At 42.0% G+C, this 21,663-nt stretch carries 21 protein-coding genes and 1 riboswitch; of the genes, 3 read left to right on the top strand and 18 right to left on the bottom strand.

Translation table 11 applies throughout. From position 1 onward, the window contains the following. Positions 1–122: 122 nt before the first annotated feature. The 15 genes from H6G57_RS14855 to H6G57_RS14785 form a co-directional block, all read right to left on the bottom strand. On the bottom strand, positions 123–575 hold the full coding sequence (locus H6G57_RS14855) for an Hsp20/alpha crystallin family protein (protein WP_190519791.1): 453 nt from the start codon (positions 573–575) through the stop codon (positions 123–125). Positions 576–775: 200 nt separating this feature from the next. Next, entirely contained in the window at positions 776–1,582 is an 807-nt protein-coding gene (proC, locus tag H6G57_RS14850; protein WP_190519789.1) for a pyrroline-5-carboxylate reductase, read from the bottom strand. Between the two features lie 315 nt (positions 1,583–1,897). Further along, entirely contained in the window at positions 1,898–2,512 is a 615-nt protein-coding gene (locus H6G57_RS14845; protein WP_190519787.1) for a cell division protein SepF, read from the bottom strand. A 116-nt stretch (positions 2,513–2,628) separates the two neighbouring features. Beyond that, a complete protein-coding gene (locus H6G57_RS14840; RefSeq protein WP_190519785.1) occupies positions 2,629–3,300 on the bottom strand; it encodes a YggS family pyridoxal phosphate-dependent enzyme in 672 nt (223 codons plus the stop codon). A 73-nt stretch (positions 3,301–3,373) separates the two neighbouring features. Next, the gene (gene pipX, locus H6G57_RS14835; RefSeq protein ID WP_072722072.1) at positions 3,374–3,643 is read right to left on the bottom strand and encodes a transcriptional coactivator PipX; all 270 of its coding nucleotides are present in this window, start codon (positions 3,641–3,643) and stop codon (positions 3,374–3,376) included. 120 nt (positions 3,644–3,763) lie between these two features. Next, the gene (locus tag H6G57_RS14830; RefSeq protein ID WP_190519783.1) at positions 3,764–4,708 is read right to left on the bottom strand and encodes an energy-coupling factor transporter transmembrane protein EcfT; all 945 of its coding nucleotides are present in this window, start codon (positions 4,706–4,708) and stop codon (positions 3,764–3,766) included. Between the two features lie 321 nt (positions 4,709–5,029). Next, entirely contained in the window at positions 5,030–6,037 is a 1,008-nt protein-coding gene (locus tag H6G57_RS14825; protein WP_190519781.1) for a sirohydrochlorin chelatase, read from the bottom strand. Positions 6,038–6,071: 34 nt separating this feature from the next. Next, a riboswitch (cobalamin riboswitch) is annotated at positions 6,072–6,195 on the bottom strand. A 185-nt stretch (positions 6,196–6,380) separates the two neighbouring features. Next, complete coding sequence (locus H6G57_RS14820; protein ID WP_190519779.1) at positions 6,381–6,593, bottom strand: hypothetical protein; 213 nt, start codon at positions 6,591–6,593, stop codon at positions 6,381–6,383. A 78-nt stretch (positions 6,594–6,671) separates the two neighbouring features. Beyond that, positions 6,672–9,104: a transglycosylase domain-containing protein gene (locus H6G57_RS14815; protein WP_375539523.1), complete on the bottom strand. Its 2,433-nt coding sequence runs from the start codon at positions 9,102–9,104 to the stop codon at positions 6,672–6,674. A 154-nt stretch (positions 9,105–9,258) separates the two neighbouring features. Beyond that, complete coding sequence (gene chlG / locus H6G57_RS14810) at positions 9,259–10,281, bottom strand: chlorophyll synthase ChlG (RefSeq protein ID WP_190519777.1); 1,023 nt, start codon at positions 10,279–10,281, stop codon at positions 9,259–9,261. A 223-nt stretch (positions 10,282–10,504) separates the two neighbouring features. Then, positions 10,505–10,753 (bottom strand): gas vesicle protein GvpG, encoded by a 249-nt coding sequence (locus H6G57_RS14805; RefSeq protein ID WP_072722057.1) that lies wholly within the window; start codon positions 10,751–10,753, stop codon positions 10,505–10,507. Positions 10,754–10,764: 11 nt separating this feature from the next. Beyond that, a complete protein-coding gene (locus tag H6G57_RS14800; protein WP_190519776.1) occupies positions 10,765–11,502 on the bottom strand; it encodes a GvpL/GvpF family gas vesicle protein in 738 nt (245 codons plus the stop codon). A 326-nt stretch (positions 11,503–11,828) separates the two neighbouring features. Next, entirely contained in the window at positions 11,829–12,290 is a 462-nt protein-coding gene (locus H6G57_RS14795) for a gas vesicle protein K (RefSeq protein ID WP_190519774.1), read from the bottom strand. A 156-nt stretch (positions 12,291–12,446) separates the two neighbouring features. Beyond that, positions 12,447–13,892, bottom strand: a complete 1,446-nt coding sequence (locus H6G57_RS14790; protein ID WP_375539522.1) for an LCP family protein — start codon at positions 13,890–13,892, stop codon at positions 12,447–12,449. Positions 13,893–13,977: 85 nt separating this feature from the next. Continuing rightward, positions 13,978–14,352 (bottom strand): hypothetical protein, encoded by a 375-nt coding sequence (locus tag H6G57_RS14785; RefSeq protein WP_190519772.1) that lies wholly within the window; start codon positions 14,350–14,352, stop codon positions 13,978–13,980. 151 nt (positions 14,353–14,503) lie between these two features. Here H6G57_RS14785 and rpe point away from each other — a divergent pair, with 151 nt between their 5' ends. The 3 genes from rpe to H6G57_RS14770 all read left to right on the top strand — a co-directional run bounded on the left by rpe (position 14,504) and on the right by H6G57_RS14770 (position 17,945). Further along, the gene (gene rpe / locus H6G57_RS14780; RefSeq protein ID WP_072722047.1) at positions 14,504–15,205 is read left to right on the top strand and encodes a ribulose-phosphate 3-epimerase; all 702 of its coding nucleotides are present in this window, start codon (positions 14,504–14,506) and stop codon (positions 15,203–15,205) included. A gap of 230 nt (positions 15,206–15,435) precedes the next feature. Next, a complete protein-coding gene (locus H6G57_RS14775; RefSeq protein ID WP_190519770.1) occupies positions 15,436–16,242 on the top strand; it encodes a peptidoglycan-binding protein in 807 nt (268 codons plus the stop codon). 233 nt (positions 16,243–16,475) lie between these two features. Further along, positions 16,476–17,945: a bifunctional orotidine-5'-phosphate decarboxylase/orotate phosphoribosyltransferase gene (locus H6G57_RS14770; RefSeq protein ID WP_190519768.1), complete on the top strand. Its 1,470-nt coding sequence runs from the start codon at positions 16,476–16,478 to the stop codon at positions 17,943–17,945. Here H6G57_RS14770 and H6G57_RS14765 read toward each other — a convergent pair. The 3 genes from H6G57_RS14765 to H6G57_RS14755 all read right to left on the bottom strand — a co-directional run bounded on the left by H6G57_RS14765 (position 17,935) and on the right by H6G57_RS14755 (position 21,258). Then, a complete protein-coding gene (locus H6G57_RS14765; RefSeq protein ID WP_190519767.1) occupies positions 17,935–19,017 on the bottom strand; it encodes an NAD/NADP octopine/nopaline dehydrogenase family protein in 1,083 nt (360 codons plus the stop codon). The genes H6G57_RS14770 and H6G57_RS14765 overlap by 11 nt on opposite strands. 143 nt (positions 19,018–19,160) lie before the next feature. Continuing rightward, complete coding sequence (locus H6G57_RS14760) at positions 19,161–20,153, bottom strand: isopenicillin N synthase family oxygenase (RefSeq protein ID WP_190519765.1); 993 nt, start codon at positions 20,151–20,153, stop codon at positions 19,161–19,163. Next, complete coding sequence (locus H6G57_RS14755; RefSeq protein WP_190519764.1) at positions 20,110–21,258, bottom strand: sulfotransferase; 1,149 nt, start codon at positions 21,256–21,258, stop codon at positions 20,110–20,112. The genes H6G57_RS14760 and H6G57_RS14755 overlap by 44 nt, the downstream gene beginning before the upstream one ends. Positions 21,259–21,663: the final 405 nt, after the last annotated feature.

The raw sequence follows: 21,663 nt of genomic DNA, 5'->3' as shown, positions 1-21,663 counted from the left end.
ACAAGCCCAGCCACAAATCAAAGCTAGACTTCTGATAGGAGTGATCCTCCCCAGCCATCCAATAGATTTTATAGCGAAAATCTCTAAGATCAAAAAAAGGTGGGCAATGCCCACCGTTGCGATTATGATTGAGATTCAGAGTTTAAATTCACCTTAACAACGCGATGAATCACTTCCGGTGCTTTCGGTAACGTAACGGTTAGAATTCCGTCAGCGTATTCAGCTTGAACTTCTGTTTGCACAATGGCTTCATTAAGGGGAACTACTCGATGAAATTGGCCGACAGGAAATTCAGAATGAGTGATTTTGTGACCTTCAGAAACTTCGGTTTCAAGAGTTTTACCCGAAATCGCAACCCCACTTTTTGCGACTTCAATATCTAATTCATTTTTATCTAAATTGGGGATAATAGCCCGGATAATATATTGTTCTGGGGTTTCTTCCAGTTGTACCGCCGGAGTCCAGTCTGTAGCAACTTGAGTTTGGGTTAATTCATCTAAAACTTGATCAACTTGACGTTGAATGTTTTCAATTTCTGCAAAACCGGGAAAAGAAAAACGAGTTAACAGCATCATTAGTGTTCTCCTTTGAGATTGTTTAGGTTTTTGTTTAGGAATTGCTTTGCTTTACATCTCTAATAATGGATGATTTCTTCAAAACCTAAAATGGAAAAAACCGTACTCTTATGTCGTACTTCCCTGACAGTGATCAGTTATCAGTGGGGAGTAGGGAACTGGGGATGGGGAAGCACTGACAAGAGTACCTCAACCGTCAATTAACGTCCTAACTCTTTTGACCGTTGAGTTGCAGCTTTGACCGCTTCTATTAAAGCTGAACGAAATCCCGCTTTTTCCAGTTGGGAAACCCCGGCGATGGTAGTTCCCCCTGGACTGGTAACACGATCTTTGAGTTCGGCTGGATGTAAGTTAGATTGTGAGAGGAGTTGGGCCGTTCCCAATACCGTTGATAACGCTAATTTAGAGGCAATAGGGCGAGGAAGTCCAGCCGCGACACCTCCATCGGCTAAAGCTTCAATTAAAATCGCCACATAAGCGGGGCCAGAACCCGATAATCCGGTGACGGCATCCATTAAAGCCTCTGACACCTCTACCACGTCTCCAACGGCCTGAAAAATGCGTCTGGTGAGATCTAAATGGGGGGGGTGCACCAATTTTCCAGAAGCGATCGCACTCACACCCGCCCCGACGGTTGCTGGAGTATTGGGCATAATTCTAATCACCGGATGTTTGGGAAAAGCCGTTTCTAATTTATTAAGAGGAACTCCTGCTAAAATAGACAAAACAACCGTATCCACTCCTAAGGTCACACCCCCCGCTAATTCCGTGGCGATCGCTTCAAAAATTTGGGGTTTAATCGCTAATAAAAGAGCTTCCGTTGCCTGAGTTATTTCTTGATTATTAGCGGTTACAACAACACCATACTGTTGCGCCAAACTATTGCGACGCTCTTGTTGAGGGTCACTAATAATAATTTCAGAAGGTTGATAAATATGAGCAGAAATTAAGCGGGAGATGAGAGCTTCTCCCATCACCCCGCCACCAATTACACCTAATTTAAACATAAATTAAACTTGTAATATTAAATCCTGAAATTAATGCTACAGAACAGGGAATAGGGAACAGTTATCAGTTATCAGTTATCAGTGGTTAGATTTACTTAGAGCCTACGGTCTGAACTTGACCAGCCGCGTTTTTACACAAGTTAACCCTCTCCCCCTTGTCCCCTTATCCCCTCATCCCCTTGTCCCCTTATCCCCTCATCCCCTTGTCCCCTTGTCCCCTTATCCCCTCATCCCCTTGTCCCCTTGTCCCCTTGTCCCCTTGTCCCCTTATCCCCTTGTCCCCTTGTCCCCTTGTCCCCTTATCACCCTGCCCGTTTACTGAATAGCCTGGGCGCGTTCCGGTTGCCAAACGGGGGCCGATGGAGCCGCCATGCGGGGGTTACGTGCTTGAGGAATGCCTTCGTGGACGACGTTACCGCCTTGAGTTCTGACTTGAACACAACTGGGGGTAAACAGGAAAATGCTTTCGCCAATGCGTTCTTGATGACCATCAAGAGCAAAGGTACCCCCAGCCACAAAGTCAACGGCTCTTTGAGCTTGATCTGGGTCCATTAAGGTTAAATTTAAAACCACAGATTTGCGTTCTTTGAGGGCGCGAATAGCTGCGGGCATTTCTTCAAAAGTGCGGGGTTCCATCACCACCACTTCAGAAATACCATTCAGAGCGCCGGGCATTCCAATAACATTATTCATGGTTGATCCCATTCCAACTTCAGACATTACACCACTACCCATAGATCCAACAGATCGTTGTGAACGACGAGATGCACGAGGTTCTTCTGCCGCCATCGGTTGAGGGACAGGTTGTTCCTGTGGGGGGGGATAGTTACCGGGATAGCGATCCCCTTCCATCTCATCGTATTCGTAATCGTATTCTACAGAGTCATTGAACCCTACAAAATCTTTTAGTCTAGTAAAAAGTCTGTTCACGGTTTAGTCTCCAGTACGACTTTAGAATCTTAACTCAACTCCCATGAGGGGTAAATTGAGGGTTTGGCTATATTGATTTTTTGTAAGACTTGCCTATTTTACAGTAAGTTTTTGGTTTAATTCCTCCTCTGCCCAAAAATGATTCGTCCTAGTCGGATCATCGTAGCACCTTTTTGAATGGCTAGAGAATAGTCTTCTGACATTCCCATTGACAATTGTTGCATCTCAATATTAGTCCAATTCTGGTGTTGAATTGTTTCTGCTAACTCACGGGTGCGCTCAAAAACACCCAGGGTTTCTGACTCACTTAACCCTAAACAGGGAATGGTCATTAAGCCTTTAATTTTAAGATGCTGGCATTGGTTTAATTGGGGTAATTCTGTCAAGAGTTGGGGGATAGTCCAGCCAGACTTATTGGGATCGGGTAAAATCTTCACCTGAAGGCAGACTTGAGGTTGATACCCCAACTCTCCCGCCAACCGATCTAAACGCAAAGCTAACTTCAAACTATCGATAGATTGAATCCATTGAAACAGTTGTAATGCTTTTGTAGCTTTATTGGTTTGTAAATGACCAATTAAATGCCAAGTAATATCCTGAAGATCTTGTAATTGAGGATATTTTTCAGCCGCTTCCTGGACTCGATTTTCAGCAAAATCTCGAATTCCGGCTTCATAGGCTATCCGCATGGCTTCAACGGAAACCGTTTTTGTGACCGCAATTAATCGTACAGATTCAGGAATAGAAGCTCGAATTTTAATAATTTGTTCTGTGATCAAATCAATCATAATCGTTTTTTTATCAATTTACGGTTGTCTGTCAACGGTTAACCGTCAATCATTAACAGACACCGATCGGAAATTATTGAAACGTATTGTGATGGACATCTTGGAGTTTTTTATATTCCTCGGCTTGTCCAGTTCGGCGCAGCATTCTTAAGCGAATTTCGACGAGAAGTTTCGCATCAGAACGGCTAATGGGTTCAAATTTTAATCCCGTTGGCCCCTGCGTCACTAAGAAAAATAGACGTTGGGCGTAAAGGGTTGTGAACAATTCTTGATGATCCTCAACCGGGCATATTTTAAACAATAACCCGAAGTTGGGATGGTTCATGTAAGTTTCAGTGGTCATTAAATCTAAAAAACAACCAATAAAGTTAATTGAGGAACAGCTTAACAGGAATTTGAATAATCCAAGCTATCAATTATACAAGCCTATGGTCAATTTAGTTTGACTGATCCACTTCAGGGTTTAAAGTTCTCCGCCCCAAATTAAACGCACACCCCAGAATAAGGCTAAACCGAACAAGGCGATGCTATCCCGGTATTTAAAGCGCAGTTGATGCCATTCCACCCGATGCTGGTTGGGACTGGTAAACCCTCGGACTTGCATGGCGCTGGAAATTTGTTCGGCGCGTAATAATAAGTTTTGTAGAAGTCGTTCGGCAATGGTTAACCAAACCTGAATTGTTCGTTTTAGCCCTAGTTTTTTCCAATTAATAGCACGAGTTCGCACGGAACGGATTAAATTTTGAATTTCTTCTAAAACTAGCGGAAAAAATCGTAATGATAGGGTTAGGGTTAAAGCAATTTCTGTAACGGGTAACTTTAACCCTCGTAACGGCTCCATTAAACTTTCTAAAGCCATTGCAATTTCTTCAGAAGCAGTGGTTAGCAAATACAAATTTGTACTATAAACAAGGGTAAATAATAAGGTACTGGTTCTGATTCCTAAGTCTACAGAATAACGGGTGATTTCAAACGGCCCTTGAGCAAATAACACATACCGATAGGACGTTGGTTGAGGTAAAGTTAGGCTTGAGTTAGAAGCTTGATTCTTTTGTTGTTGCTCTGGTTTATTTGCCAATAAATCAAAGCTTAATTCCTGTTCAGGAAGTCGAGGTTGATGGTCTACGGCTAAACCATCGGGCATAATACAACTGACTAGAAAAAGTAACCCACAAAACATCAGTAACCACCCCATTTGTCGCTTCCACACTCGTAACGGAATTCGAGCCAATAAGGTGATTAAAATTAACAACCCGACTAATACTAATCGCCATAAAGGGTTAGCTAATAACGGAGCGACTAAAAAGCTCATCAACCACACTAACTTAACCCTGGCATCTAAACGATGTAACCAAGTAATCGGTTGTTCTAAATATAGTCCAATGGGAAGCGATCGCAGTAAATCCATAGAAGAGGATGGCAGGGAAAGTAGGGGGATCAGGGAGAAAAGAGGGGTAGTTAGTGTTTAAGTAACCCAGGAGAGGGGCTATTAATCATATTAATTTGAAATCCCTAAATGTTTGCTACAAATTCCCCCCTGTAGAGACGTTGCATGCAACGTCTCTACAGGGGGAATCATCTTTAGCATCTATAATAGGATTTCATATAACAACACCCCCTAAGACTTGATTATAACTTCTATAAAGAAAGTTCTTGATCTGTTTCAGTATTGATGTAATTACATCTAAGATAGCAAATTCAATCCAAGTTTGGGTTTCTACAGAATCAATTAAGGTGTATTCCAAATACGTTGATGATAATCTTCTAATTTGGCATAGGGATCAACTGGGGGATGGTCATGATCATGATGATGATGATGGTGGTGATGATGATCATGACTGTGATCATGATGATGATGATTTCCTGAAATTGCAGCTAACCGGAATTTGCACATTTCACAGTTCATTTGAACTTCTCCGAGTTGGGTTTCTATTTCCCGTTCTCGTAAGAGGTGTAAAAGTTCCTGTTGAATGCCCATTTCGGGTAAACAAGTCATTTGAATTTCAGGATATTGTTCCTGTTGTTGGGCTGTTATATCAAAGATTTTTTTAACTAAAACCCCAGTAAATAAGAAGTAAGGTAAGACAATAATTCGTTTGGGTTGATAGAGTCGAGCGCGACGAAATCCTTCTTCTAAACGGGGATGAGTAATGCCAATAAAACAGGTCTCAACGGTTAAATATCCGCTTCCTTCCCAAAGAATTCGAGCCAGTTTATAAACATCTCCATTCGCATCAGGATCACTGGCTCCTCGTCCGACAAATAATAATACAGTTTCGGAATTAGGAATGTTTAAAGGGTTTAATTCCGGCTGTTCTAATTGATGTAAACGCGATCGCAATAATTCTAAAATATTGGGACTAATGCCAAAATGTCGGCCATAATGAAAGGTTAATTGCGGATGTCGTTGTTTGGCTCGATCTAACTCATTAGTAATATCAAATTTATTGTGTCGCGCTGCAAATAATAATAAAGGTAAGGCGGATAATTCCGTATAACCTTGTTCAATACAGCGATCAATTCCTTCTTGAATGGTAGGCCCTGTTAATTCTAAAAAACAAGGAACCACCGGGCGAGAGTGATCTAATTGTTGATAGGCTTGAGCAAATTCTAAAAAGGTTTCTCGTCCATCCGTATCACGGGTTCCATGACCGATGAGTAATAACGGACGCTGTAGAGGTAAGGCTGGAAATGTCGAGTTTGAGGGTTGAATGGAAAGTTCTGTGTTATGAGTCATGTTAAGTTTAAATCTCCTTCCCCGTGTGAGGCAGGTATAGAGCCAAGTGATCGGTAGGCATTCTGGCTTGTTAGAAATAACCTAACTTACAGTTGCCGCACAGCCTCGGACTTTCACCGAAGTTTCCCTACCCGATTACCGTGAATGATTAAGTATTTATTCTATTTTACCCCAAAAAGCAAAAAGATGCGATCAAGGTTGATGGTTTTTTTGTGCAGGCGAAGACTGCGCTTCGCACGCTGATGTTTCTGGCTATTAACCTCTTGATACCTGATAACTGCTAACTGATGATGCGGATACTTGATGATGCGGATACTTGATGATGCGGATACTTGATAACTGATTAATCAATCGTGATCGATTGAGGGCCGCCTGAATTTCCGTTATTATTTTTAGAATCAGAGGGGCTAGATACAGAGGTTCCTCCTTGTTTCTCTAGCCAAGTTTTAACGGGATCATCATTCAGGTTTAATTTTAATAAACCTGAGAAAAACCCCCCTAAAAATGCAATGGGTTCATGAGTTAATTCTTGTAAAATTGGTTTGAGTTCATCCATAATCGAACAGTCTCCTTAAACCCGGCGATCGCAATCAAACATAACTAAATTTTAGCGCGTTTCATCAAATTTAGCTGTTTAGTAATGGTTGGAACCTTCCGAATATCCTCCATCATAATAACCATCGGAAGAATAACCATCGGAAGAATAGCCCTCAGAATATCCCCCAGAAGAAGAGTTATCATAATATCCATCAGAGGAATAACCGTTGCTATCACTATAGGAACCCGTATCTGAATAACCGCTATTGTAAGTTTCAGCCGTGTTAGTATAAGTTCCATCCCCACTGGAACCTTGTACTGGATCACCGTCTTCAATAGCAACTTTAGTTCCCGTTTCTATGCTATTGGGTTCATGAGGTTTCGCTTGAATACTGCCTTTTCGTCCTTCTAATTCAGGCAGTTCTGGGAACTTTTCAACAGGCATTCCCTCAACAACTTTTCCCATAAATTCCCCCCAACTATAAGCCGCGCTACTACTAGCACCCCAGGTTGGATCATTATTATCATTTCCTAACCAAATTCCGGTTACAGCTTGAGGAATATAGCCAATAAACCATAAATCTCTCGCTTCTTCCGAGGTTCCCGTTTTACCTGCAACGTCTCGGTTAGGTAAAGCCGCAGCACCTCCAGTTCCCCCATTCACAACTCCTTCTAACATCCAAGTTGTAATCGCAGCACTATTCTTATCTAAAACTCGTTTGGGTTTAAATTTAGCTTGATAAATGATATTTCCCTGTTGATCTAAAACTCGCCGAATCCCATGAGCCGGAATATAATTGCCTTCATCAGCTAAAGTTCCATAAGCATTGGTTAATTCTAATAAATTGACTTCATAAGCACCTAAAGCCATCGCATAAGTCGGTTTTAAAGGAGATTTAATCCCCATCTCTTTTGCCAATTTCATGGCAGGTTCAAACCCCACATCCACTAATACTTTAACAGCAATTACATTAATAGAACGGCTCAAGGCATCAGACATCGACATCCAGCCATAATGTTTATTACCATAATTTCGAGGACGATAACCATCAACTTTATAAGGTTCATCCAAATAACTATCATAAGGGGAAAAACCCGCCCCAATCGCTGCGGCATAAACTAATCCTTTAAAGGTTGATCCCGGTTGTCGCTGCGCTTGAGTAACCCGATTAAATTCACTTTCTTTATATTGATATCCCCCCACCATTGCCTTAACTTCTCCGGTTTTGGGTTCAATAGAAACTAACGCAGCTTGACCAAAATTAGCTCCTGCACCATCAAGTTCTACCGCATCTTTAACAGTTTTTTCTGCGGCTTCTTGCCATTTTAAATCTAAACTGGTTTCAACCGTTAATCCCCCTGCTGCCATCGCGTCTTTTGATATATGTTGGGGGAGTTCTTTCAGAACATAACTCGAAAAATAAGGCGCTTTAACTAATAACCGTTTAGGTTGACTAGGTTTAAGATTCAGTGCTTCTTGCATCGCGGCTTGCGCTTCAGTGGCCGTGATCACCTTAGCATCCTGCATTCGTTGGAGAACAATATTGCGTCGTTTCGTCGCCGCCTCTGGATTTTCTAAAGGAGAATATTGACTCGGTGCGGGAGGTAAACCCGCTAACATTGCCATTTCCGACAACGTTAATTCATTCACAGATTTACTAAAATAAACATAAGCCGCGTCTGCTACCCCATAAGCACCTGAACCCAAATACACTAAATTGAGATAGCGTTCTAGGATATCTTCCTTACTCATTTGATCTTCAATTTTCCAAGACACCATTGCCTCTTTAAGTTTACGGGTGAGGCTATGTTCTTGATTCAAATATACAATTCTGGCTAACTGTTGGGTGATGGTACTTCCGCCTTCAACCACTCCCCCCGCTAAGACATTAGATCCAATGGCGCGAACAATTCCTTGATAGTCCACCCCATCATGGTCATAAAAACGAACATCTTCCGTAGAAATAAAAGCTTGTACCAGTTTTTCGGGAATTTGTTTGAGTCGCAGTTTTTCCCGTGTTGCTGGCCCGGTTTGCATTAAAATATCACTATTGGCGGCTTTAATGGTAATGGTGCCATCCCGACTAAAGGATGCCATTGTATTTACCGAAACAGGGGGTAAGCTTTGATCAATTTGATACCATTGCCAAGCTCCATAAGCCAACGCACCACCGCCGACACTCATCACGCCAACCCCAATCCAGACACTCGGACGACGATACCACAGTTTCCCTTCAGCATTGGGGGATGTCAGTTTCTGTCGCAGTTTCACCCATTCTGAATTTAACCGCTTCAAGGCGCGATGATGCCAAGCGACCTCCGGGGAATTAGACTCAGAAACCGATTCAGGGGTAGTTTCATCAATTTCAGGTTCTGTTGTCATCGGGGATGACATCAAAACGGGTTGGGTTGAAACGTTACTGGGGTTAGTCTCCCATTCGGTTTCGGATGGAGTTGAGTCCGTCTTAGGTCGGGATGGTAATTGAGATTCTTCCATTGGTTCGGACAAATCGGTGGTTTTGGTAATCATTCGACAGTGAATTTTAACAGTGCAGAAGGCAAGCAAAACTTGCCTCTACAGTTGGCTGTCGAAGCCTGATCTCACTGAAAATCAAGGTTTTTTTCTTGATCCCAGTTTTCAGGAGGGTTGGGAAACTGCGGTTTTGCTGGACTTGGGAAACTCCCTAAACCGCATGACCCAAAGCTAAACCCACAACTAACATTCCTAATACCAGGAACGGTTGGGCACTTGCTTGATATTTAACATCATTTTCTACAGGATTGCGTAGAAAATACATATCTTGGAAGGTAATTTGAGGAATTACCAGCAGTAAAAGCACCGTTGCATAGAGATTTTGCTTGATACTGACTAAATAAACGGCCATCCCCGCTTGGAAGATATCAATCATCAAAACACAAATCCAGGCGGCGGTTGTAATCCCAAACATCACTGGAAGGGATTGTAACCCCAATTGGCGATCGCCTTCGACACTCTTAAAGTCATTAACAATGGCAATTCCTAGCCCAGCTAAACTATAAAACAAAGTTAAAATCATCACGGTTGGGGTCAGTTCTCCAAATAAGGCATGACCCGCCCACCAAGGTAAGGCAATATAACTAGCTCCTAGAGCATAATTTCCTAACCAGCCATTTTTTTTCAGTTTCAAAGGGGGTGCAGAGTAAATATAGGACACAAATGCTCCCCCAATACACAGAAGGGTAACGATAGGAAATTCATGTCCGGCCCAAGTATCTAACAGGTAGGAAATCCCGATTCCTAATCCTAATAACAATAAAATTTGGGTGACAACTTGGGGAATGGAAATCGCCCCAGAAGGGATGGGACGATAAGGTTCATTAATGGCATCGAGTTCGCGATCATAAAAATCATTCAGGGTTTGGGTATACCCGGTCATTAATGGCCCGGACATTAACATACAAGTCGCCACTTTTAACACATCTTCCAGTGACCAAGAAAAATGTCCTGATGAAGCAGCACCACAGACCACTCCCCAAATTAAGGGAATCCAGGTGATCGGTTTCATCAACTGTAGGCGAATTTTCCAAATGGAGGTTTCTCCCGGTGCTGCCCCTTTCATTCCTAAGAGTTGGCGGGTTTTAGCACTGCGATCAGAAGTCGCTATGTCATTCGCGTTGGCTTCTGGGGTTGGTTGTTCTGAAAGTTGAGACGATGGAGTGTCCGACATGATCGTTTGTGCGCTTGTGTGTTGAGTGTCTGCAATACAAAAACTAAGATTAACATGGAGTTGGCCGTTGACTCGTACAAGCAAGCACTAGGGAACAGGTAACAGGGAATGATCCCCTGTAGAGACTAGCCATGCTTAGTCTCTACAAAGGTTGTTGACATCAATAGAGGTCGGGTACAGCGAAACACACAGAAAACAGAATTAAACCGTCTCGGAAATTGGTTTAATTCATTGAATCTGCATTTTCATCTTCTAAGGCTTGAATTTGCAATAATAATTCTTCTTCTTGGACTTCAAACTCTTCCTCAGAAATATCTCCCATATCAAAAGCTAACTGAAGGGCTAATAATCGTTTACTTAAGTTTTCTTTATCGTCTAGTTCGGCTTCAGCCCGTTCTAGGAGTTGTTCGCCGATCCAGATTACCCCCCCAAAGGGTGCTGTTATTGGAGATAATAATAATCGTAAGACCATAACACCTCCGATTAAGGATTGAGTTGGGCAAAATTAAAGGGGGCTGTAAAATTATTATAGCGAATTCGTAAGCGGTTCTTAAAATAGTGATCAAGTTCTTCAATTTTATCACTAAATTTAGGTTCCGTATCCCAAGGAATTAAATAAGCGGCATTATAGATCATCGTATTAGTTAAGGTTTCATTCTCAACAATTTCTTCTGCTAAGGGGTTTAAGGTGTGTTGAAATTTCTCAATAATTCCCTGTTGGCGATCTTGCATCGCCTGTTCAATTTCTTGACCAATCTGAATGACTTCATCCATACTAAGCGGTTTACCTTCTAAGCGATCGCGCTTTTCTCTTAATTCTTGGTTTTCTATCATTAAACGATTTAATTCTTCCGGTTCTTCCCAAAAAATTTTAACTCCGACTTCCCGTTTTCCCTCTAATTTATGAAACAATTGTTTTAACCGTTCTTGATAGGGAACAATTAACTGCGTTTCTACAGTTTCCCAATCTTGAATCACTAATCCAAATTGCAAAGGTAAAATGCTTCTATAACCATGTTGCATCACCAGTTCTAAGACTTGTTCATGGCCTAATAAATTCCGGCGACTGGCTAAATACCGATCTTGCTGGGCTGCGGAATATAAAAAGCTAAACTCATTCACCGGATGGGTTTGAATCGGTTGTTGATCTAATCCCGATAACCCTAAAGGTCGTACTTGGTTTGTCGGTAAAATTCCATATAAATAGAAACCATTTTCCATAATTAAAAACCCTTATTAATTTAACTTGTAGCCTGGGTAAGCGCAGCGCACGCACCAAAGTTTGTCAACGACCGCCGAAAACCCCTGATTACAGCTAAGATCAGATCCCCCATGATCCCCCTTGATAAGGGGGATCATGGACTTGAGATCAGATCCAAGGAATTCGGTTTTGAGTGCCTACTTTGAGCGCGATTGTTGACAACCCTGTAAACACACTATCTGTTGTCCATTATAAACGTTAATGCTCATAAAACCTATAGGAAACACTGCAAATATTTTCCCTATTTTCTATTTTAAGTCAATAAGGTTTAAACCCCAAAAGATTTCTACAAAGGTTTAGAAGTTAAAACTAACCTTAATTTGGCATGAATCAAATTGAGTTGGGCTAACCCTAAATCTACGCTTCCCTCAACAACAATTCCCGTATTCATTAACCGATCTAATAATTCTAAAACTGAAGGGTTTTGTGAACTTTCCCCCGGATAATAAGTTCCTGATTTCGGTAATAATGTCCCAAATTCTGATAATTCAATATTCAAATCAGCCGGATCAATTTCAAAGATTTCACACAATTGTAACACCTGAATTTCTAATTGTCGCAAACTTTCCGCAGCCCGATCTAATTCTTCCTCACTCAGGGTATTACCTTCCATCCGTCGGATGATTTGTGCTTCCATTAATTGCCGAATTAATTCTACCAAAGTCAGCACTAAGGGTGCTAAACCCGCATCTTTTCGAGAGGATGTGGGGGTAATACTTGTTTCTATCGAAGGTTCAGAAGATGACATTTGGATTTATATGAACTGGACGAGGGACTTTTAATTTTCCTTTTAATCGATTGTAATATTATTTTAGGGTAGGTGTGGCATCCTTCCTCACCCTCTTTGCCCCTGGGTTGGAAGGGATACCCCCTACAGGATTTGATCACAAACCATTTAGACTGGCTATAATTGTTTTTTGGAAGGAGAAATAGATTCCCAATTAGGAACATTAGAAGGAGTGGGTTGATTGTATTTCTCTAGCCAATCTTTTCCGACTTGAATGGTAATATCCGATTCTAAATAGCCCGTACTTTCAACCACAACTTTACCAAACCCTAAAGATTTTTGTAAGGCTTCAGCACTCTTAATATCGCCATCCTGAGCTACAATTTTAGTTTCTGCTAAAGGTTCTGTCCAAGGTTTAGAAATTTTAACATTCCAGAATCCGCCATCATTCAAATTTCCCACTAATCGATCAAGGGCATCAGAATTATCATTACTATCTTGAATGGCAATCCTTAAATCTTTCGGGTCAATATTATCAAATTGCCAAACATCTTGACCAAAATCGAAATGTTGTGAAACTAAATTTTCTAGGCGATTGGCATCGGGTAACCAATAACTCGCTCGATATTCTTTCGGGTCACTAAATTCACCGGGAACCATCAGCATTTCAACATTTTCTCGCTGAATTCCCGATGCAAAATTCACTAAAGCGACTAATTCTTCCAAGCTTAAATTTGTATCAATATGAGATTGAATAATAGATACAACTTGAGGCAATTTAGAAATGGTACTCACATCTAACGCCTGTTCCATGAATGCCCGAATTAACATTTGTTGACGTTGTACCCGACCAATATCTCCTAACGCATCATAACGAAATCGTAAAAACTGTAAAGCTTGCGCTCCATTCAGGTGTTGTTCCCCTTGTTTTAAATTAATATACAGATGCTGACTATCATCTTGATATTTCATATCTTTGGGAACGTAAATTTTCACACCCCCCATCGCATCAATGAATTTTTCCACCCCTTGAACATTGACTCGGACATAACGGTCAATTCCCACACCGCCTAATAATTCACTGGTAGCTTTTGCACTTAAAGCGGGGCCACCATAATAATTAGCATCATTAATTTTAGTCATTCCCCGACCTTCTACATAGGTACGAGTATCACGGGGAATCGATAAGACTTTTAACTTTTTATTAGCCGGATCAAAGCGAATTAATAGCATTGTATCCGATAACCCTTTAAAGGAATCCACTAACGCATGGTATCCCAATTCAGGATGAGGATTGTCTTCTAAATCGGAGGTTAAAACCTTGACCCCCATGACTAAAATATTCACCGGACGGGTGAGTTCAGGCAACTTCATGTTGGTGGTTGCCATTTGACTTTTAGAAAAAACCGCCGCTTCTTCAGGCGTTAACTTTTGCTGTAATAGGGGAGTAGTCGATAAAGACACCGCTAATAAGGCTCCGGCGGTGGCTGAAATCATCGCGACTCCAGCTAAACCTAAACCTAGTCCTAACCAACGACCGGGACTAGATTGAGCTAATTTTCTCAGACTGGGTTTTGACAGTTTGGGCAATGGTTTTTGACTCTGATATCTTGGTGCTGACACGGACTTCCTCACACACTCAATAAATGATCTAAATTAGGAATAACAGACTTCTAGCAATAGAGAAAATGATTTTAGAACCAACCTATTATGGCAGATGTTTGCCTAATCCTTGTTCAGCAATTCGGCTCAGTCCAGGTAGCCAAATCGGTTGACGTTTCCACACTCGAATCATTAACCCTAAACTGACGATAAAATAGCTAGTTGTCAAGAGACTACTGGTTAATAACATCGGCAAGGTGAACGATTCCGTACTTTGATAGCCAACTTCTAACAATAGCAGTCCTGCTAACCAACTGAACGCTAATACAATTACTAATCGACTCACCGCTTGTTGTTGTCGTGTTCCTTCCTGTCGATACAATGTCCATAATGCGGGGAAAAAACCCAAAATGGGAATTAAATACACAAACAACTGTAAACGTTCTTGCTCAGGATTCTCATAGAGGTCATGCGTTTTCATAGTGGAAAAAAAGTAAGTAAGTAGAAAAAAATAAAATATTTCTGAGAGACTCAATACCCGAAAACCCGCTTAACAGGCAAGATGCCTGTTCCACATACCCCGATTCTGATACACTGGTTACAACTTGAGATGCAGGAGAACAGATTCCCCCATGACCACAACCCAAAAACCGATTGTTATTGCTCCTTCTATATTATCAGCCGATTTTAGTCGTCTAGGTGAAGAAATTCGAGCCGTGGATGAAGCGGGTGCAGATTGGATTCATGTTGATGTGATGGATGGCCGTTTCGTTCCCAATATTACGATTGGGCCATTAATTGTGGAAGCCATTCGTCCCGTGACCCAAAAACCTCTGGATGTTCACTTAATGATTGTGGAACCGGAAAAATATGTTGAAGGGTTTGCCAAGGCGGGTGCTGATATTATTTCGGTTCATGCTGAACACAACGCTTCTCCCCACTTACATCGAACTCTTGGCCAAATTCGGGAATTGGGCAAACAAGCGGGTGTGGTTTTGAATCCTTCAACTCCCTTAGAATTAATTGAATATGTGTTAGAGCTTTGTGACTTGGTGTTAATCATGAGCGTTAACCCCGGTTTTGGCGGTCAGAAGTTTATCCCTGGAATTCTGCCGAAAATTCGTCAATTACGCCAAATGTGTGATGAACGGGGTTTAAATCCCTGGATTGAAGTTGATGGTGGTCTTAAAGGTGATAATACTTGGCAAGTGTTAGAAGCAGGTGCTAATGCGATTGTTGCAGGTTCTGCGGTTTTCAATGCACCGGATTATGCTACAGCTATTGAAGGAATTCGTAATAGCAAACGCCCAACTCCTGAGTTAGCAACGGTCTAATCCTGATTGATCAAATTAAATCTTTCTCAAGAATTAACCCTTCTGGACTAAATGATAAGGAGGGTTAATTTTTTTTTGATTGACCCTCATCCCCTCATCCCCTCATCCCCTCATCCCCTCATCCCCTTGTCCCCTTATCCTCTTTATTCTATCCGCCTCCTGATGATAAAATCCAATCAAGAAACTAGAATTTGAGTACAATCAAACTTTATAGAAATAAGGTAAGGGTCATGGGTATCAGAACTGCTATTATTGCTGGCCTGTTTTCTTTGGTTCTTCCGGCTTTTGCTCCCGTGGCGTTCGCAACGTCGAATTCCAGTTTAGGATTAACAGAATCATGGCAGGAGGGCAGCAATTCCGGGTTCACGTCTAGTGTTACTGATACAGAAGGTGCAAGACGAGAACTTTTTTCTGAACCATTTTATCAAGTTGAACCTCAACCGTCGCGCCGCCGGGAACGGGTGTTATCCCAGGGAACAGAAGGTTCTCAGGTGACAGGGTTACAACAACATTTAAAAGCTCATGGGTTTAGTCCGGGGAAAATTGACAGTGTTTTTGGCCCTCGGACAACGGCCTCTGTTCGAGCATTTCAGGCTGCTAAAGGATTAGAAGTGACGGGGGTTGTAGACCGAAATACCTGGCAGGCGTTATCGGCAGAACCTCAAATTTCGAGTCCGATTCAAGAGGAAAGCCTTTTAGCCAGAGGTTCACGGGGAAGCGATGTCCGCATCTTACAAGAACGTTTAGAAGCCAAAGGCTATAATCCTGGCCCCATTGATGGGATTTTGGGTTCTCGCACCTTAACGGCGTTGCATGAATTCCAAACAGCCCAAGGGTTAGAAACGAGTAATTCTGTTAATGAAGCGACTTGGACAGCTTTAAATGGAACTTCATTGCGTCAAGAAACCCCGGCTAATTTAACGGAAGAAAAGGTAATTTCCCCTGAAGAAAATTCTAATTTAATTCAGGAAGAAACAACGGATTTAGGGAATAATTCTGAGGAAGAAGTCTTCAATTTAGAAGGGTTCACCAATTAAAATTAAATTGAACAGGACTGTAGAGACGTGCTATGTCGCGTCAAGTTCGTCAACTTCAGCCGAAAACCTCTGATTATATCAGGGTGTTTTCATTTTTCCAAAGGCGATGCCGCCGTCTTGTGGCATCGCCATCGCTATCTTCAAAAAAATCATCAAATTTTCTGGTCAAACATAAAATATTACAATTTTAAGTTAGGTCTTGTCTGCACCTGTCAACCTTCAACCGTTAACCCATGAACTTTTTTGATAAATTATTAATTGCCATCGAACAACAGAATAGTTTACTTTATGTAGCTTTAGAACCTGATCCTGATAGCCATCTTTTTGATAATGGTAATTGTGGAGGAATTGCAGGCGATCGCCATGATATTATTGAACAATGGCAAGAATGGTTACAGTTTGTGATTCGGGAAACAGCAGCGTTAGTTTGTGCTTATAAACTTTCATTAGGTTTTTACTTGGGGTTGGGAATTCCGGGATTAAAATTATTAGAAGAAACCCTAAAATTGATTCCTGATTATATTCCTATTATTTTAGATGCAAAACACAGTGATTTTAATTCCAGTACCGTATTTGCACGTTTTATATTTGAAGATTTACAAGTAGATGCTTGTACCCTAACTCCCTATGCGGGACTAGATCAAGTTGCGCCTTTTTTAGTTTATCCTGATAAAGCTGTTTTTATTTTATGTGCAACGGCTAATCCTTCTGCTTCTATTATCCAAGAATATCCCCAATTTGATAACCCTTTATATTTAGAATTAGTTAATGCGTCTCAAACCTGGGGAACTCCTGAACAATTAGGGTTAGAAGTGGGAATGGTTCCAGATATGTTAGCCAAAATTCGTCAAGCTGCACCAGAACGATTAATTTTATTGCAGGGAGATGTTGCGGAAGAAAATGATTTAACGGATATAGAAGATTTAACCCCTATTTTATCCGCAGGATTAAGTTTAAATGGGGAGGGATTATTATTACCTGTCCCGCCTAAATTATTAGAAGAAGAAAACGTTAAGCAGGGAGTCGAAGAATTACGAGATCAAATTAATGAAGAACGAAATCGGGTCATTGAAGGAAATCCCACTTGTGATTTATGGTTGCCTGATGTCTGTTTTTTAAGACATCAACCCCATCGAGATTTAATTTTACAACTGTATGATATTGGTTGTATTACGTTCGGGGATCATGTTCAAGCATCGGGTGAAATTTTTCCTTATTATATTGACTTGAGACGAATTATTTCCACCCCGCAGATTTTCCATCAAATTGTAGGAGCTTATGGAGAAATTTTAGAAACCCTAACCTTTGACCGAATAGCGGGTATTCCCTACGGTTCTTTACCCACTGCAACGGGGTTATCTTTACGGTTACAACGTCCGATGATTTTCCCGCGAAAAGAAGTCAAAACTTATGGCGCAGGACGATTAATTGAAGGGCATTTTCAACCGGGAGAAACTATTGTTGTGATTGATGATATTTTAATTACTGGAAATAGTGTCATGAAAGGAGCAGAAAAATTAAAATCAGCCGGATTAAAGGTACATGATATTGTGGTTTTAATTGATCATGAACGAGGGGTTAAAGAACGTTTAAAAGAGAATAATTATAATGCTCATGCGGTGTTAAAATTATCTGAAATCGCAGAAACATTATATGAATCGAATCGAATTACGGAAGAACAATTTAACTTATTTAGTCCATGATGTCTTCAATCGTCTGCATACCGTAAACAGGAGGAATGCCAGAACGGAAGCAACCGTTAACAGTTTCGTTTTGGGGCAAGAGTTTTCCATCACTGATGTAGTTCTCACCGCGCAACTCTTGAGACCATTTGATAATCGCATCCATTGTTGGCACATCGAATGCCATCTGCTGGGCTATCCACTTAGCAATACAAATACCGTAGGCAATATCGTCGGTAAAGAAACGATGGTTGATATCGAGTTCCCACTCCTCCGTTGCGAGCTGCCGAACGGGGGATTTGATCGCCCTCAGCGTTTTCGAGGTGGTGAAGGACTCACAGATGTCACTGTTTTGTGACTGATAAGAAAGCTGTTCCAGACTCAGATAGTCGAGCATATAGGAGAAATCACGAGCAGGAAAGTGCTTGCGGATGCCATTGCGAACTAAGGAATAGTCAGCATCCAGATGGCGCAGCAAATTAGCCGAGAGATCATCAAAGTCACGGTAGAAATAAGGAACTTCCTCTTGGCTCGACCACCTGCCCCCATAACGGATGAATAGACCAAAGCAACGAGTGGGATGGATAATCTGGTTATCAACTGATAGGGTTAATGATAGGAAATTGTCCGCTTGTTGAAACGCTCCTGTTCCAAACCAATATTCACAGATAGCCTTAAAAAAAGTCTCATTCAAAGTATCGAAATAGTCAGGGGGAGAAACAGCAGCAATATTAACTGCTTTACATCCTCCATAGACAATTCCTCGGCATCCATAGTGATCAACACGGCAGATCCACGGTAACAAGCCAATCGCAAAGGTGACGAGGTTTTCCAATTCATATTCTGCTTTAATTTCATCGACCATCCAGTTAAAGCCTGCCTGACCATACACAGTACCGACGAAAACCTCCCTATCATGATTCAAGTAGGGAGCAATGTGGTGTAAGGCTTGACGGTAGGTATGCACTGGCATACACAAAACAATCAGATCGCTTTGGGGAATCACCTCAATAGGATTGCTAGTTACCTTAGTAAGGCGTCCTTTGAAGGTTTGCAACAAGTCGCCATCAACGGACTGCACCTGAAGTTCCACATCCTTACACCATTTGCCTGGTTGCCGAGTTAGGAGTTGCACTTGAAAATTTGTGTCCGATAGCAAGGGAATTAGGGTGTGTGTACTAGCCCCCCCTCCCACGATCGTAATCGTCCGTAGTGATGTTTTAAGCATTATTACTTCTACACTTCCTCTGGATGAGGATGGACACCCACAAGCCGTTGGAGGAGGAGTTCACCTGCATATTTGTTTCCTGTTTCTAGTGGCTTGTTGCTATTTATAGTGGGCAAAGTGGTTTGCAGATTGGGGTAAAAGAAAAATGGCATAGAGGTACGTTCACCGTCCTCTGTCGCTTGTCGTACCCGATGAATGCCTGCCCGATAGTAGCCTTGCGTCCACGACTGGCACAATTCACCCAGAATAACGACGAGCGTATTGGGGTGTGGGTTAACTTCAAACCAATTTCCACTCAGGTGTTTGGCTTCCAATCCTGGTGCATGAATGCGTAACAGGTTGAATAGGGCTAGGTCAGTGTGTTCAGCGATTCGGATGCAGCCTTTTGCTAAATTGCTGACCTGACAATAGTGGATCAAGCGGGTTCGGAAGTGCAGAGGGTGCTGCCATTGGGAATCGTGGTGAACCGAGTCAATTGCTAACGAATCAATCAGTGCTGCCATCAACTGCTGACCAAGGACTTGAATCTCATTCATGTAACGCTCAAGCACGGATCTGAAACCGGGTATCCAGGATTCTTTAGGCCAGGGGTTGCAGCCATAGAGTTGATCGAAAGCCTGCGGTTTTGCATCTTCAGGACGTTCTTCCTCGCGGGCAAATTCTAAGGATTCTTTCATGTCAGGCTGACCGTTAGTGAGTTCTTCTCCCAGAGCAACATAGCCCCGAAAGTCGTTTCTGGCATTCAAACTTAGTTGCTGCTTTAGTTCAGGGGGGAGTTGAAAGAATCGATCAGACATACTCAATATCTGTGCAGGCAAGGTTGCGGGAATGCCTGTATCTTCTAAGTAAAACAGTCCCCAATCATGGGCAGCATCGTGTAAAGCGGCAATTGCTTCGGGATGTCGAGCAACAATCCCTTCAAAGCTAATCTCAGGTATTTTTAAGTTCATTGTATTTTTAATCTTTTTGCAGATGTTGTGCATAAACTGCCAGAGATTCATTAACTGATGCTTTGCTCAAGCCATAAGTATCCAGGCTATAGCGATTCTTCGGCTTGGGATGGGCATCTAGCCAATTTTGCAGATGCTGGGCGGAGTCAGGATGGATTGGATAGTTGAAATGCTCCATCAAGAGCTTCACTTCTCCCAACGGATTCGAGATCAATTGTGAATATTCCAATTCATGATATTGAGTGGGTTCGACCCGTTGTTTTAGGGTGGCAGCTTGGCTTGCCACACGTTGGTATCGCTCCAGGCAATATTGACCTAAAAGTTTGGGATCGATCGCTTCTTCACGCCACAAGTTCATGTGGCAGGCTTGTAAATTTCCCAAAGATGGCACCATTTCCTTGGGATCTCGATGAATCACCACGATGTTGGCATCTGGAAAGACATCCATTAATGCCTCTATACCTAAGAGATGATCGGCACATTTCATACACCAGGGTTGCCCTGCTGCTTGCCATTGCAGTACCTGTAACTGCTTCTTGAAGTAGCCGTACACAGCACGAAAATCTAGCTGGCATAGCCAATCTAAATAGGCGGGAATATAGTAATCGAAGGTATAGTTAAAGCTGGTAAACGAATTTTCAAACAATACGTAGCATTCACCCGGTTCATTGGCAGCAGGCATAGTGCCTCTAGCTGCTGCATCTTTTGGAAACAGGTTTTCTAAGGGTTGAAGGAAATCCTCATCTGCCTGCTTGATCCGCATTTCTCGCTCCATCGGACTGAAATCTACACCAACGGGAGGAGCAGGTTGCCACATTTCCCCATACAACGGGACACGAATATTTAGGTCTTGGCACAGCAGACGATGGAGGAAAGAGGAACCAGAGCGGGGAAAGGTTACCAAAAACATCGGACGAGAGATCTCTTCCTGCAAGATTTCTGGATAGCGATTCAGCAAGTCTTTAATCCGCAGACGATTGCCGAGGTGATGCACACAAGCATCTGCTAAGTGTTGACGACCCCGTTGTCCCAAATTCGCTTGGGCTGAACAGGTTTCAAGCAAAACCTCTAAACCTTCCTGGAAATCATTGCCATCCCAGTCGCTGAGGCCCATTTCTGCTTGCGCCTGATTCATCAGATCTTTTACAGTGAACATTTTTCAACCCTCAGTTGACATAACACAAGTTATGACACTTTGCGTCTAATCCTGCGATTCAAGATGCTAGAGATAACTCATGTTCTTGCATTATTATCTCACAAAATTAATTTGTACCCACATTCTGCACGACAAAATGTAATATCTTGTTACCTATCAAATACAGGCGAGAAATCAATAGGGGCTAAAAGTTGTTGAGAACTAAAAATTAGGAGCGCAAATAATAGCGTTGGCAACATGATCTTTTCCTGGCTGTCTGTTTCTAAAATTTTATTTTGACACCAGAAATAGACGGGAAACTTGGTAGCCTCGCCTATAAGCGAGCGAGGCGGAAAAGTGACTCGGCGGATTTATCCGCATTCAATTAATAGTGATGTGGATCTTCAATATATTTCTGAATAGTTG

The sequence above is a fragment of the Planktothrix sp. FACHB-1365 genome (genome assembly GCF_014697575.1).
In the GTDB taxonomy this organism is placed as follows: Bacteria; Cyanobacteriota; Cyanobacteriia; order Cyanobacteriales; family Microcoleaceae; genus Planktothrix.
The sequence above is the reverse complement of the archived record's forward strand: the minus strand, read 5'-3'. Positions and strand labels throughout refer to the sequence as shown.

Excerpts from the sequence above, each read along its gene's own strand:
- H6G57_RS14855 (WP_190519791.1), bottom strand. The coding sequence starts at position 575 with ATGATGCTGTTAACTCGTTTTTCTTTTCCCGGTTTTGCAGAAATTGAA.
- proC (WP_190519789.1), bottom strand. The coding sequence starts at position 1,582 with ATGTTTAAATTAGGTGTAATTGGTGGCGGGGTGATGGGAGAAGCTCTC.
- H6G57_RS14840 (WP_190519785.1), bottom strand. The coding sequence starts at position 3,300 with ATGATTGATTTGATCACAGAACAAATTATTAAAATTCGAGCTTCTATT.
- pipX (WP_072722072.1), bottom strand. The coding sequence starts at position 3,643 with ATGACCACTGAAACTTACATGAACCATCCCAACTTCGGGTTATTGTTT.
- H6G57_RS14830 (WP_190519783.1), bottom strand. The coding sequence starts at position 4,708 with ATGGATTTACTGCGATCGCTTCCCATTGGACTATATTTAGAACAACCG.
- H6G57_RS14825 (WP_190519781.1), bottom strand. The coding sequence starts at position 6,037 with ATGACTCATAACACAGAACTTTCCATTCAACCCTCAAACTCGACATTT.
- H6G57_RS14820 (WP_190519779.1), bottom strand. The coding sequence starts at position 6,593 with ATGGATGAACTCAAACCAATTTTACAAGAATTAACTCATGAACCCATT.
- H6G57_RS14815 (WP_375539523.1), bottom strand. The coding sequence starts at position 9,104 with ATGATTACCAAAACCACCGATTTGTCCGAACCAATGGAAGAATCTCAA.
- chlG (WP_190519777.1), bottom strand. The coding sequence starts at position 10,281 with ATGTCGGACACTCCATCGTCTCAACTTTCAGAACAACCAACCCCAGAA.
- H6G57_RS14805 (WP_072722057.1), bottom strand. The coding sequence starts at position 10,753 with ATGGTCTTACGATTATTATTATCTCCAATAACAGCACCCTTTGGGGGG.
- H6G57_RS14800 (WP_190519776.1), bottom strand. The coding sequence starts at position 11,502 with ATGGAAAATGGTTTCTATTTATATGGAATTTTACCGACAAACCAAGTA.
- H6G57_RS14795 (WP_190519774.1), bottom strand. The coding sequence starts at position 12,290 with ATGTCATCTTCTGAACCTTCGATAGAAACAAGTATTACCCCCACATCC.
- H6G57_RS14785 (WP_190519772.1), bottom strand. The coding sequence starts at position 14,352 with ATGAAAACGCATGACCTCTATGAGAATCCTGAGCAAGAACGTTTACAG.
- rpe (WP_072722047.1), top strand. The coding sequence starts at position 14,504 with ATGACCACAACCCAAAAACCGATTGTTATTGCTCCTTCTATATTATCA.
- H6G57_RS14775 (WP_190519770.1), top strand. The coding sequence starts at position 15,436 with ATGGGTATCAGAACTGCTATTATTGCTGGCCTGTTTTCTTTGGTTCTT.
- H6G57_RS14770 (WP_190519768.1), top strand. The coding sequence starts at position 16,476 with ATGAACTTTTTTGATAAATTATTAATTGCCATCGAACAACAGAATAGT.
- H6G57_RS14760 (WP_190519765.1), bottom strand. The coding sequence starts at position 20,153 with ATGAATCTCTGGCAGTTTATGCACAACATCTGCAAAAAGATTAAAAAT.
- H6G57_RS14755 (WP_190519764.1), bottom strand. The coding sequence starts at position 21,258 with ATGTTCACTGTAAAAGATCTGATGAATCAGGCGCAAGCAGAAATGGGC.